Raw genomic sequence first — 12,610 nt, forward strand, 5'->3', positions numbered from 1 at the left:
CGCGGCAAACGCCTCATGCCTTGACCTCGAAGACCATGTTGAATGGTGTTTCGGTGGCTTTGCGGAAATGAGAATAGCCTGCATCCATCGCAACCTTACGCAGCTTCAATTCACCCGCCTGCGCGCCTAAACCCAGCCCGACTTCCTGGGATAGTGACGCCGGAGTGCAAATCATCGTGGATGCGCCGTAGAAGACGCGCCCAACGGGATTGAGATTGTCCTTCAGGCAATCATGTGCAAAGGGTTCGACGATCATCCAGATACCGTCATCCGCAAGGCATTCCTTGACATGTTTGCCGGCACCGACGGGATCACCCATATCGTGCAGGCAATCGAACATCGCGACGAGATCGTAGTCGACGGCCGGGAAATCCTTGGCGCTTGCCTGCTCGAACGTGATGCGGTTGGCAACACCTGCTTCCTTCGCAGCGGCTTTTGCTCGCTCGATGGAAGGCAGATGATAGTCAAAGCCGAAGAACGTCGAGTTCGGATAGGCCTCAGCCATCAGGATGGTCGAGGCGCCGTGGCCGCAGCCTACATCGGCAACCATGGCACCGGCCTTTAGCTTTTCCTCCATGCCGTTCAGTGCCGGTATCCATTCCGAAACGAGATGGCTGTTGTAGCCAGGCCGGAAGAAGCGCTCTGTTCCACGAAACAGGCAGGCGTTGTGCTCATGCCAGCCGAGGCCGCTGCCGGTCTTGAAGGCATTGGCAACTTTGGGCTCGTCGAGCCACATGGATTGCACGACATCGAAGGCGCCAGTGAAAAAGGCTGGGCTATTCTCCTCGGCAAATACCATCGCCTGTTCTGGCGACAGATAGAAGCGTTCGGTCCCATCATCATAACTGACATAGTCGGCAGCGGCCTGCGCCGACAGCCACTCGCGCACATAGCGCTCCTTCACGCCGACTTTGTCGGCCAATTCCGCCGACGTCATCGGCGTCCCGTCCGCCATGGCCCGGAACAGGCCAAGATGGTCCCCGAGTGTTACCAATACGCCCGAGACCGCCGCACCGAGATCACCGACCAAGCGTCCGACGAGGCTATCGAGTTTCTGCATATCAGGTTCGCGCATGACATCCTCCCATCAGAATTGATGCAGCATTCCGTCATGATGTATTCGGATGGGAAACCATACTCCCGGGCAGCCGGGCGCGCAATTAAGCCATCCGGCTAAGCGCGCTCGGAGCCGCCCAACAGGAAATGCAACCTATTGACGCAATTGGTCGTTTCTGGCGTTCAGAAAGGCACCTTTGGGCTTTAGTTTGCCCGTGCCAGTTCCTTCTCCAAAACGGACAGAAGGCGAGGGTCGTCCGGCGTCACGTCTGGTGCGAAGCGTGCCACGACCTTGCCGTTGCGGCCGATCAGGAATTTCTCGAAATTCCAGACAACGCCGCCGTCCTGCCCGGTTTCCAGATCGTGCTTTGCAAGGCGTTCGCGCATCGGCCCATCGCCGGTTGCTTCGACGCCTGACGCGATCAGGCCGTTATAGAGGGGATGCCGGTCTTGGCCGGTTACGGCGATCTTGGAAAACATCGGGAATTGCACGTCGTAGGTTAGCGTGCAGAAGCTTAGAATGTCTTCGTTCGTACCGGGTTCCTGTCCCTTAAAATCGTTGGCGGGGAAGCCGGCGATGACAAGACCTTCGTCGCGCTTGTCTTCGTAGAGCTTTTCCAACGCCTCATACTGAACAGTCAGTCCGCATTTGGAGGCGACGTTGACGACCATGATGACCTTGCCGCGATAATCGGCAAGCGTCGTATCGCTGCCATCGATCCTTTTCACCGGAATATCGAGCACGCTGTCAGTCATAACCTTCACTCCAATCATTTGGAAAAACAGGATGCCGATATTTGCCTGGATTTCAACGCCGTCAAGGTCAGAAGCGAGTTCAGGTGGCGTCAATTCGAACCAGATGACCGCTCGATACTTCGCGATATTGCCGAACGGGCGGCTTGTAGCCGACCGGCCGAACCGGGCTCTTCAGTTCATCGACGGAGAGATTGCGCTTGATGCCGCGCCGCGCAGGATCCGGAACAGGAACGGCCGCCATCAACTTCTTCGTATATTCGTCGAAGCGCGAGGATGCGTTGGGGATGCGCACCTTTTCCAGCAATCGGATCGTCTCGGCCCGGGTTTCTGCCTTGGAGATGTCACCATGGCAGGTGAGTGCCTCGGAAATCTGCCGGCCGATGGTGAAGATCGGATTGAGTGATGTCATCGGCTCCTGGAAAATCATCGCGATATCCTTGCCCCTGACGTCGCGCATATCGCCCTCCGAAAGGGGGAGGATGTCCCGGCCGTTCAATTTGACGGCGCCTCCGATGCGGCTGCTGGCTTTGGCAAGCAGCCGCATGATCGGCAGTGAGGTCACGCTCTTGCCGGAGCCGCTTTCTCCGACGATTGCAACGGTTTCGTCCGGCATGATGTCAAAGGAGATATTCCTGACCACCTGACGCCATTCGCCATCGACGAGAAAAGATGTCGTCAGATTGGACACGGACAGAACGGGTCGAGTCCCCGGATCGGCTTGCTGCACCTTCGTGGTCGTCATGAAATCCCCTTTCCCGTTCTTGCGCTTGGCGCAGCTGAGAGCGGCAGCTATCGTCCGATTGCGTAGGCCTGCATCAAGCGCGGCGTCGCGGCCGCGCGCAGCAGGCCGTCCGCGTCGCGTCTTGCAGCGGTGAGACGACCCACCGTCCATTCCGGAGCAACCGTCAACTGATGGCCCTTTCTGCGCAGCGCATCAAGAACATCCGCGCTGAAATTCGCTTCCGCCGTAAGGCCGCCCGGTTCGCGCGTGCGCGGATAAAAGGAGCTCGGGAAATGCGTGCTATGGAACAATGGCTTGTCGATCGCTTCCTGCAGGTTCAGTCCGTGGTGGACATAGCGCAGGAAGAAGGAGAGCTGCCATTGCTCCTGTTGATCGCCCCCGGGGGTGCCGAAGGCGAGTGTCGGTCGACCCTCGTGCAGCGCTAGCGTCGGCGTCAATGTCGTACGCGGCCGCTTGCCCGGCGCAAGCGAGGAGGGCAGGCCATGCTTCAGCCAGAACATCTGCGCGCGCGAATTCAGGCAGAAGCCGAGGCCGGGGATGATCGGCGAGGATTGCAGCCAACCACCGGACGGTGTGACCGATACCATGTTGCCCTCGCGGTCGATCACGTCGATATGCACGGTATCGCCGCGCTTTTCGGTGAGGTGCGACATGGTCGGCTCATAGACCGGACCGCTCTTGGCCTCCGGCGCTTCGAGCAACTGCATGGTAAGGTCGTACTGGCTCTCGAATCCCGCCAGCTTGCCCGGCCGCAAGGCGAGTGAAGCTTCCGGTGTAATCAGCCTGCGACGATTTTCGGCATAGGCATCGGAAAGCAGCGTCTGAACCGGCACGGCCGAAAAGTTCGGATCGCCGTAATAGACCTCGCGATCGGCAAACGCGAGTTTCATGGCTTCGGTGACGGTATGCACGAAATCGGCGCCGGCCGGGTCCATGCCGGCAACATCGAAGCCCTTCAGAAGAGACAGGGTTTGCAGGAAAACCGGTCCCTGGCCCCAGGGGCCGATCTTCGCGACGTTCCAGCCGTGATAGTCATAGGTCAGTGGCTCCTCGACGGTGGCGGACCAGTTGGCCATGTCCTCCGCGTTCAACACGCCCTTGTGACGGTTACCGCTCGCGTCCATGACTTCGGTCTTGCTGACGTAGCGGTCAATCGCCTCGGCGACAAAGCCGCGGTAATAGGCATCTCGGGCGGCCTCAACCTGCGCCTCGCGACCGGTTTTTCTCTCAGCTTCGGCGACGATGCGCTTCCAGGTTTCGGCGAGAACGGGGTTTTTGAAATTGGACCACGGCCGAGGGGCGGAGCCTGCGGGGAGCCAGGTCTCGTAGGAAGTTGGCCATTCCTCACGGTAGAAATCCGCCAGTCCCTCGATGGTCGCAGATACGCGCGGAAGAACAGGGTGGCCATTCTCGGCGTAGTGGATCGCGGGTTCGAGAACGTCGCGGACGGCCAGCCTGCCATAGTCGCGCAGCATCAGCATCCAGCCGTCAAAGGCGCCGGGGATGACGGTGGCGAGCAGGCCGCCGCCGGGGATGATCGACAGTCCCTCGCTCGTATAATGCTCGATCGTCGCACCGGCCGGCGCCGATCCCTGGGCGCAGATAACCTCGACCTTGTCCTTCTTCTTCGAATAGAGAATGGCCGGCATGTCGCCGCCTGGCCCGCAAAGATGTGGTTCGACGATCTGGAGCACGAAACCGGTGGCAACCGCTGCGTCGAAGGCATTGCCGCCTTTTTCGAGAATGCTCATGCCGACGGCAGACGCAATCCAGTGCGTTGAGGTGACGACGCCGAAAGTGCCGAGGATTTCTGGACGTGTGGTGAATGCAGTCATAGGGGCATCCTTTTGGGTTTAGTCACGCTTCGCGCGGGTCCAGCGCACCCCGCAGACCGTCGCCGAGGAGATTGAAGCCGATCACGACGAGGAAGATGGCGGCACACCGGCCACTTGGCCATCCAGGGCGCCTGTTCCAGATAGTTTTTCGCGACGTTGAGCATCGAGCCCCAGCTTGGGGCGGGTGGCTGCTGGCCGAGTTCGAAGAAGGAGAGGCTGGCTTCAGCAATGATGGCAGTGGCAATGGTGAGCCTTGCCTGCACGAGAATGGGAGCAAAGATGTTCGGCAAGATATAGCGGGTGATGATGCTGACGTGGCGCAGGCCGATCCAACCGTCGTAGTACCCTGAGATCAGGCCAAACGGTACGCCGATCAGGACTGCGATGGCGACAGAAAACACACCCGCCATCAGCGATGCGCGCACACCCCAGATCATGCGAGATAGGATGTCCCGGCCGAGATCGTCGGTGCCAAGCAGAGGGACTGCCGATGGAGCCTTGCGGATCGCCGACCAGCTAGTCGCGATCGGATCAGCGATTGGCAGGAGCGGAGTAAGAGCGGCAAGCGCCGTAAAAAAGAAGATGATCCAAAGCCCGACCAAGGCACCCTCGTTGGCTTTTAGCTTACGCCAAGCCCGGTTGGGCGCGCGCTTGGCGTGAGGCTGTGCGACATTTGCCTGAACGACCGCGTTCATAGGGCTGCCCTCATGAGCGGATTGAGGAGGACGTAGAGAATGTCGGCAATCAGGTTCATTGCTATGAAGCCGATGGCCGTGCACAACACGACACCTTGGGCGACCGCGTAATCCCGGTTGACGACTGCATCGACGATCAGCTTACCGGAACCGGGGATGGTAAAGATCTGCTCCGACAGCACCGCCCCAGCAAGCAGCTTGCCGAAAAGCAGGGCGCCAACAGTGATGACAGGGAGGATGGCGTTGCGGAAACTGTGCCGCAGGATCACGGCCGTCTCCGGCAAGCCCTTGTCTCGGATCCGCCGTCGACGATCGAGATCGATCGTCCGGCTGCCGAGATGGGCGAAGATCGAGAAATTGAAATAGCGCTCGAGATAGGCGCGAGCGACGAAGCGTCCGAACAGGCCGGATAGAGCGACTTTGACTTCGCGCGCTTGTCCGAGCGGCTCTTTGAAGATGAACGGCGTTCCCACGCCGGTTGGTGCAAGCAATGCGTCGAGGATCGGCCACGCGCTGTAGGCCGCGCCGGGTGTCTGCAGCACTTCCCGAATGCCGGCATCCTCGATGTCTGATACTTCCAGATCGACGGTGGCGCCGGTGATGGGGCTCGCTGTCGCTGGCTCGAAGCTGTGAAGGAATGTCCTCGTCATAGCGCCAGCGCCCGCGTCAGATCGTCGTGCTCGAAAGCGCTGGCCATGCGGGTGATTTCCGCCGACCGGGCTCTGACGGCTTTTGCGGTGTCGCGCCAGGTCGAGGTCACGGTCGCAACCTCTTTGATGATCGCGCGGGCCTGCGCCAGCGTGAGCGCGAAATACTCCGAAGCCTGTTCGAGCAGATCGAGGGAGCAGGTGCCTTCGTCGAGGTCGATGTTCGTCGTCAGCACCCGCGCCTTTAGATCGGTGGGCACCGGATTGAGATCATAGGCAGGCGAGAGCGACCATCCGGCTTTGCCGAGCCAAAGGAAGCCGTGGTTGCGCAGATGATCGTCGACATTGGAGATCAGCACGTTGAAGACGACGCGCCGGTAGAGCGCGCGAGCGTCCGTCTTTCCTTGCGCGCCATGCCGGGCGAGGGCGTCGACGATCTCGGGGTAGCTGCCACGATCGCCGTCCTTGGCACCCATCATCGCCATTGCGGACAAGAAGGGGATACGGATCGCGCCATCGCGATCGAAGCGTCGCGACAGCATCACCGCCTTGCCGGCGACTTCGACGAGTTCGTGTTGCGGGGTGGCGATGCCGGCTTGGCCGGCCAGTCGCAGCGCGATCTCTTCCCAAGTTTCCATGCTGTAGTCGTCGGTCTCCTTCGGAAACTTGGCGATGGAGAGATGGCCATGATGGTCGATGACAGACGCCTTCGGTCGCGCGCCTCCGAGGGAGGAGCCGGGCGCGAAGATGAGTTGAAGGTCTTCGTCCGTTTCCTCGTCCCGGAGAATCCGCTCGGTGATCTGAAGCAGATGGCCAAGCTCGATCAGGGCCGGCACGCCGGCCCTGATCGGCGCCTGGAAGGTCTCGTCGCCGACCCCGCGAAACCGTAGCGCGCCAAGCCGTGTCTCATCTGCGACCCCGAGCAGGTAGTCGCTTTCGGCGAGTGTGCGAACGGCACGGCCTTGGCGTTCGGCAAGGCGACGCTCGGCGCGCTGCATGAGGCGTCGACCCCAGGTGTCCGGTGCTGAATCGCCAATCGAGCCGAAGGTTGCGAGACCGGCAGGAGGGGCGAAGGCCCCCCGCGTCAGGGCCAGGGCAGGCTCCAGTGAGAACCGCTCCGGGTCATCGAGCCACGTGCCGTCATACTCGAACAGGATGGTCTCCGCGCCTCGGACGCGATTGCTCCTCGCGAGTCCAATCGGTCGCGTTCGCCCGCGCAGATCGATATGGACCTCGAAGTCAACCATCGCGGGACGATCCGGTTGGCCGCTTGAGGTGGATATGCTTGGGCAGTTCGGCACTGGCGAGCGCCTGCCCGACACTGTCATTGCCGATGTCGGCGACCTGGCTCAATCCGTCGAGCAGGCCGAGGGCTTGGAGGACGCCGGCATAGATGCCGATGCTGACGTTGGTGTCGCCGGCCTCGACCCTTTGCAGGGTCGATCGGGAGGTGAACGCACGTTCGGCCACGACCGCCATCGGCAGCCGTCGGCGCCGGCGGGCATCGTGGATGTCCGCCCCGAGCTTGCGCAATGCCCGCCGCACGGCGGCAGGAGGATTATGGGGAGTGGGCATTTGACACCTTCGCGCTACAGATCGATGGAATATGTAGCACGAAGGTTACAATTTTTCTAGCCCCGACACAGGTAATCAGCGAGGCTTGGAGGGCCGCTCCGATATGCCGCCGCCTTCAAGTGCTTCTTGGCGGGCATGGCGCGGACGAACTTCTCTCATTTCGCCATGCCGGCGCGCTTTTCGACCATGTAGTGCCAGCGATCGTAGTGCTTGGAGCTGACGTCCTGCAGGGCGTGGTTTTGCAGCCGGTCACGGATCTCTTTAGGCACGCCCGCTTTGCCTGCGAGCGTCTTGAACGTCCGCCGCAAATCGCGGTTTGTTACATAAGGAATGACGCCGCGGTCCCGCTGGCGCCACATGAAAGAGTAGAGCGTGCCGTGGCTGACCGGCTTCGATGGATCTGTGGCAGAGGGAAAGAACCAGCCATATTCGTTGACGTTGATGGACGAGATCAGCTCTGCGGCCAGATCTGGCACCGGAACGGCATGGGGCTGATCGTTCTTGGTCTAGGACCAGTCGATGATCTTTTCCCTGGCGCCCCACTGGTCGATGTGGAGGCTCGCGAGCTCCTCGACCCGCTGGCCGGTGAGCATGATGATCCTGACGGCGCGGGTGTAGGGCGGAAGGGCCGGCGTATCGAGGCATTCCAGCCAGCGGTTGAGCTGGACGAACTCGTCTTCGTCGAGCCAGCGCGTGCCCTGGACCTTGGGTTCGGTCGGAATACCCGCCGCTGGATTGAAGGGGATTAGGCGTGACCCAGCGTGATCGAAAGGGGAGTAGTGGGATGGTTGTGGACAATGCTTGTGCGCAATGCTTCAAGGCGGCCTGCGATGTGCAGCCGCCTTGGGAAGGGTGAGGGAGCGAATATCCCCGGCGCTCGCCGGCGGGGGGAAAGGTTCAGCGACCGACGGTGTGCGCCGAAAGCGCCGTCTCCGGTGTGAAGTCGAAATCCTTGTCGAAAGGGTAGGTGAGCTTCGTCTTGCGGGGTCGCGGCAGACGCTCAACGAACTGATCGACAACGCCGGGCGACAGCGCCATGAGATTTGGGTTGGCGATAGGAGCTAGCTCCGGCGAGAGATAGCCGGATTTGACCACGATGATTTTTGCCTTGTGGGGATCGAGGCCGAGGCGGGTGAAGTCGGCGATGTTGTGATAGGGGCGGCGCTTGGCGGACAGCACAAGGTCTATGCCGCCGATCGAAACGACAGCTTGCGCGTCGCTGGCGTCCTTTGCCTCAAGCAGGAATTTGACGGTGAAAGTGCCCTTGACCGGCTTGCTACCCTTGGTGTCCAGCGATGCGCCGACAGAGAGATCAAGAGTGGCGCCGATGCCGGCTGCATAGCAAGCCTCGGTCGCAGCCCGGTCGGCGATGCCTGCGAAGATGACCCCTTCGGCCTTCTTTGCGAGAAGTTCGGCTAGTACGTCGGCGCGGTCGCCGACGCCGCCGCCAGTGGGATTGTCACCGGATTCGGCCAGAACAACGGGTGCGGTGGCGCTGGCAATCGCCTTGTCGACGCATTCTTCGGTAGAGCCGACCTCGCAACCGAAGACGAAGTCCTCGCGCACGTCCCAATAGGCTTGTGCCAGGCGCTTTGCCTCGCGTTCGAGAACGGCGCGATCCGTGCCAGTCATGATGACGGCTGCCGTGCAGCGCGGTTCGTCGGCCCACACGTAGCCGACCATTAGGGAGGCATCCCAGATGCCGTCGATGGCATCGATCTCAGGAAGCCGATCGTAGAGGCTCTTTGCCGGCTCGTCGACCGTGCTGGTGCGTTCGCCCGGAAGCACGACGGGGATCGGCGCCCAGAGCAGGATCGGTTTTACGCCGGTCTTCAGGCTTTCCGTCAGCATCTTGACAGCACGGCGCATCGTTTCCTCGACATCGATATGCGGTGCGGTGCGATAGGTGGAGTACATGTCGAGCGCGTCGATGATGCGCTGCGTGACGTTGCCGTGGAGGTCGTAGCTGGCCGAGACCATGCAATCGTCACCGACGAGGGCGCGCGCAGAGCTGATCCAATCGCCTTCGGCATCTTCCATGCCCTCGACATACATGGCGCCGTGCATGGCAAGGTAGAGTCCGTCGAGCGGCAAGAGGGGTTTCAGGCGCTCCAGGAATTCCGCCTTGAACGCTTCGTAGGTGTGGCGGGCGACCGGGCCGCCGGCGATAGCCCTGGCGTGAATGGTTGGCAGGAATTCGCCGTCGTAATCCTTCAGAAAGGCAAAATAGGGCGCGGCCGCTAGCTCTTCGCCGCGAAGAACGCGAAAGTCCTTTTCCTCATTCAGAACGGGATTATAGGTGCTGCATTCGATATGAATGCCTCCGACGGCAATGCGCATGGGAACCTCAATTCGGGGTGGGACCAATCAGGAAATTATGAGCGGCAATGCTGGCGGCACCCCGCGCCCAGACGTCACGATCGACGCGATGGGTGCGGATCGGCGTCTGCCCGGCGTAGCGCGGCAATACATTTGCCTCGGCCGTCTGCCGCATGACGGTGCCAAAAAGGCCATCGAAGCGTCCCTCGACATGGGCGATCAGGATTACGCCGGGATCGTTGAACTGGATCAGGTGAGCAATGGCCAGCCCGAGGGCATTGCCCGCTCGATGCAGCACGCGCACGGCGGCTGCATTTCCGCGCGCCGATTCGGTTTCCAGATCCTCGATCGAATGGCAGGAAAGGCCTTCTGCCTTGGCCATTTCTCTGATTGCCTTTAGCGAAGCGACAGTATCGAGGCAGCCGCGCTTACCGCAGCGGCAGGGCGAACCGCCCGGCTCTATGGTGCAATGGGCGATCTCGCCAGCACCGCCGTGATTGCCACGGTAAAGCTTCCCGCCGATAAAGTGAGCACAGCCTATACCGTCATCGAAGGAGACGACGCTGAAATTCTGCACGTCGCGGGCGCTACCAAACAACTTCTCGCTGACGGCAACCGCCTTGGCGTCGTTTTCGATGAATGTGTCGATGCCGCACTTCTGGCTGATGATCTGAGCCAGGGGCACATCCTGCCATCCAAGCAAAGTGGACTGAACGCAGTTTGCCTGTCTCTCGTCGACGAAACCGGAAAGAGCGACACCAAGACCGTAGAGCTTTCGCTTGGCATCCTTCCGCCCAGACAGCAGCTTCGGCAGGGCATCGGCGATCAACCCGGCAATGACGCCCGGATCGCGCGACAGCGGCATGGTCTGCCGTGCGAGAATATTGCCGTTGAAGTCGCTCAGCACCAGCGGCGCTGGATCTTCCAACAAGGATATGCCGACGAAGAAGGCGCCTTCCGGATGCAGATCAAGCAGAATCGATGGGCGTCCCTGGCCCTGGACCGTCTCTGTCTCATGCACGACGCCAAGCGCGATCAGATCGCGTGCGATCCCGCTCATGGCGGCCTTGCTGAGCCCCATGGACGCAGCCAGGGCGGTGCGGCTCGACGGCCCGGATTGCCCGATGACCCTCAGAAGCTGTTGTTGAGAAGAGGTAAGCAATTCAACGTCCCGCCCGCATTTTTCCCGACCATAAGTTCAGAAAATGAACAAATCAACGGAAATAAATTTTTCTAGGGGCCAAACTGAGCATGGAGCCGGCAAATTCTGCGGAAATTCCCATCACCAGCGTCCGCATTTAAACAGTTGACATCGGCCCCTACCAATATGCAATGCTTATTATAGCGATTCAGCAGGCCTAGCCCTCCCGTCGCCTCGTCTTTCGACGTCGATTCCAAAATCAACACCCGATCCTAGCCGCTCGGCGGCCCGCGTGTCCGATGTCAGGCGCCGCAGTCAGAAAGGAACACCATGTCCACTACGGTCGACCGTTCGAGACGTCCGTTGGTCATCGTCTCGATCATGCTGGCGACCTTCATGGTTGCCGTCGAAGCGACCATTGTCGCGACCGCCATGCCGCATATTGTGGGTCAGCTTGGTGGCTTCACCTATTACAGCTGGGTGTTCTCCGCCTTTCTGCTCGCACAATCCACGACGACGGTCATTTACGGCAAGCTTTCCGATATTTTCGGGCGCAAGCCGATGCTGATCGGCGGAATTCTTATTTTTTTGGTGGGGTCTGCGCTTGCGGGTTTTGCCTGGTCGATGGCCTCGTTGATCGCGTTCCGATTGCTTCAGGGGCTCGGCGCCGGCGCCATTCAGCCCGTGACGATGACTGTCGTCGGCGATCTCTACAAGCTGGAGGAGCGGGCCAAGGTGCAGGGCGCGCTCGCCAGCGTCTGGGCTGTTTCGGCCGTCATCGGTCCGCTTGCAGGCGGCCTCATCGTCGATCATTTCTCCTGGGCCTGGATTTTCTGGATCAACCTGCCCGTTGGCGTTCTGGCCATTGCGGGCTTCATATTCTTTCTGCACGAGCGCATCACGCCGCGTGAGGCGAAGATCGACTATCTCGGCACGATCCTGTTCTCGATATCGATCATATCGCTGCTGGTCATTCTGACGGAGACCGATGCCGGCTTTGCCGTCCTCTGTCCGCTTGCCATTGTCTTCGTGGTCAGCGGTATTCTGTTCCTATGGCAGGAACGACGCGCGCCCGAGCCGATCATTTCGATCGCACTTTGGAGCCGGCGTCTGATCGCCACCAGCAATGCCGCGACATTGCTTGCAGGCATGGCCCTCATCGGTCTGACGACAGTTTTGCCGATCTATGTGCAGGGTGTCCTCGGCCGTTCGCCGCTGGAGGCCGGCTTCACCTTGACGATGCTGATCGTCGGGTGGCCGCTCGCGGTCATGCTCTCGAGCCGGTTCTTTCGCACCTTCGGGATCCGCCGGACATTGCGCTTCGGCAGCTTCATGTTTCCGCTCGGTGCGTTGTTTCTGTTGTTTCTCACCCCTGAAAGCAGCCCTGTGATTGCGGGTATCGGCTCCTTCCTGATGGGTTTCGGCATGGGCCTCATCAGCCTCACCAGCGTCGTCCTCGTCCAGGAAAGCGTCGAGTGGTCGATGCGCGGCAGCGCCACTGCGTCGATCATTTTCTCACGCAGTCTCGGCAATACGCTTGGTGCGACGGCGCTCGGTGCAATTATGAATGTCGGCATAGTGCATTACGGCAGCGGCGAACTGGCAAGCAGGCTTCACGATATCCTCAATCAGCCGACGGGCCTTTCAAACCTTGGCGGTGACCCGGCGATCAGACATGTCTTCGATGCCGCCTTGCATTGGAGTTTCTGGGGTGTCGTCGCCGTCGCCGTCACGACCTTTGCAACGATCTGGTTGATCCCGGTTGCTCACGATGCCGGCGGCCGCTCGACGCTCAAGGCCGATGCGCAGGATGCGGTGACGCATTGATACAGTAGGGCCGGCAT

General features: G+C 60.6%; 8 protein-coding genes and 4 pseudogenes. 1 reads left to right on the forward strand and 11 read right to left on the reverse strand.

Features of this window, described 5'->3' with window-relative positions; translation table 11 throughout:
- Window positions 1-13 precede the first annotated feature (13 nt).
- The 11 genes and pseudogenes from QD461_RS11460 to QD461_RS11510 form a co-directional block, all read right to left on the reverse strand.
- Complete coding sequence (locus tag QD461_RS11460) at window positions 14-1,075, reverse strand: class I SAM-dependent methyltransferase (RefSeq protein WP_414087872.1); 1,062 nt, start codon at window positions 1,073-1,075, stop codon at window positions 14-16.
- Window positions 1,076-1,260: 185 nt separating this feature from the next.
- Window positions 1,261-1,812 (reverse strand): glutathione peroxidase, encoded by a 552-nt coding sequence (locus QD461_RS11465; protein ID WP_414087873.1) that lies wholly within the window; start codon window positions 1,810-1,812, stop codon window positions 1,261-1,263.
- A 253-nt stretch (window positions 1,813-2,065) separates the two neighbouring features.
- Window positions 2,066-2,554 (reverse strand): annotated as a pseudogene (locus QD461_RS11470) (ATP-binding cassette domain-containing protein); the annotation flags it as partial.
- A gap of 47 nt (window positions 2,555-2,601) precedes the next feature.
- Window positions 2,602-4,389, reverse strand: a complete 1,788-nt coding sequence (locus QD461_RS11475) for a gamma-glutamyltransferase family protein (protein WP_414087874.1) — start codon at window positions 4,387-4,389, stop codon at window positions 2,602-2,604.
- 22 nt (window positions 4,390-4,411) lie between these two features.
- A pseudogene (locus QD461_RS11480) lies at window positions 4,412-5,084 on the reverse strand (ABC transporter permease).
- Window positions 5,081-5,464: pseudogene (locus QD461_RS11485) on the reverse strand (ABC transporter permease subunit); the annotation flags it as partial. The pseudogenes QD461_RS11485 and QD461_RS11480, both read right to left, overlap by 4 nt.
- A gap of 266 nt (window positions 5,465-5,730) precedes the next feature.
- Window positions 5,731-6,978, reverse strand: a complete 1,248-nt coding sequence (locus QD461_RS11490; protein WP_414087875.1) for a type II toxin-antitoxin system HipA family toxin — start codon at window positions 6,976-6,978, stop codon at window positions 5,731-5,733.
- On the reverse strand, window positions 6,971-7,306 hold the full coding sequence (locus QD461_RS11495) for a helix-turn-helix domain-containing protein (protein WP_098107539.1): 336 nt from the start codon (window positions 7,304-7,306) through the stop codon (window positions 6,971-6,973). Before QD461_RS11495 ends, QD461_RS11490 begins: the two co-directional genes overlap by 8 nt.
- Before the next feature lie 56 nt (window positions 7,307-7,362).
- Window positions 7,363-8,052: pseudogene (locus tag QD461_RS11500) on the reverse strand (site-specific integrase); the annotation flags it as partial.
- Window positions 8,053-8,203: 151 nt separating this feature from the next.
- The gene (locus QD461_RS11505; RefSeq protein WP_414087876.1) at window positions 8,204-9,646 is read right to left on the reverse strand and encodes a M81 family metallopeptidase; all 1,443 of its coding nucleotides are present in this window, start codon (window positions 9,644-9,646) and stop codon (window positions 8,204-8,206) included.
- A gap of 7 nt (window positions 9,647-9,653) precedes the next feature.
- Window positions 9,654-10,787, reverse strand: a complete 1,134-nt coding sequence (locus QD461_RS11510) for an ROK family protein (protein WP_414087877.1) — start codon at window positions 10,785-10,787, stop codon at window positions 9,654-9,656.
- 309 nt (window positions 10,788-11,096) lie between these two features.
- Between QD461_RS11510 and QD461_RS11515 the strand changes: the two genes are divergently transcribed.
- A complete protein-coding gene (locus tag QD461_RS11515; RefSeq protein ID WP_414087878.1) occupies window positions 11,097-12,593 on the forward strand; it encodes an MDR family MFS transporter in 1,497 nt (498 codons plus the stop codon).
- Window positions 12,594-12,610 lie beyond the last annotated feature (17 nt).

Origin of the sequence: Rhizobium sp. BR 314 (genome assembly GCF_047445805.1) — a bacterium.
Lineage (GTDB): Bacteria > Pseudomonadota > Alphaproteobacteria > Rhizobiales > Rhizobiaceae > Rhizobium > Rhizobium lusitanum_B.

Bases quoted from the DNA above. Each gene is read 5' to 3' on its own strand.
- QD461_RS11515 (WP_414087878.1), top strand. From the start codon at position 11,097: ATGTCCACTACGGTCGACCGTTCGAGACGTCCGTTGGTCATCGTCTCG.
- QD461_RS11495 (WP_098107539.1), bottom strand. From the start codon at position 7,306: ATGCCCACTCCCCATAATCCTCCTGCCGCCGTGCGGCGGGCATTGCGC.
- QD461_RS11460 (WP_414087872.1), bottom strand. From the start codon at position 1,075: ATGCGCGAACCTGATATGCAGAAACTCGATAGCCTCGTCGGACGCTTG.
- QD461_RS11475 (WP_414087874.1), bottom strand. From the start codon at position 4,389: ATGACTGCATTCACCACACGTCCAGAAATCCTCGGCACTTTCGGCGTC.
- QD461_RS11490 (WP_414087875.1), bottom strand. From the start codon at position 6,978: ATGGTTGACTTCGAGGTCCATATCGATCTGCGCGGGCGAACGCGACCG.
- QD461_RS11465 (WP_414087873.1), bottom strand. From the start codon at position 1,812: ATGACTGACAGCGTGCTCGATATTCCGGTGAAAAGGATCGATGGCAGC.
- QD461_RS11505 (WP_414087876.1), bottom strand. From the start codon at position 9,646: ATGCGCATTGCCGTCGGAGGCATTCATATCGAATGCAGCACCTATAAT.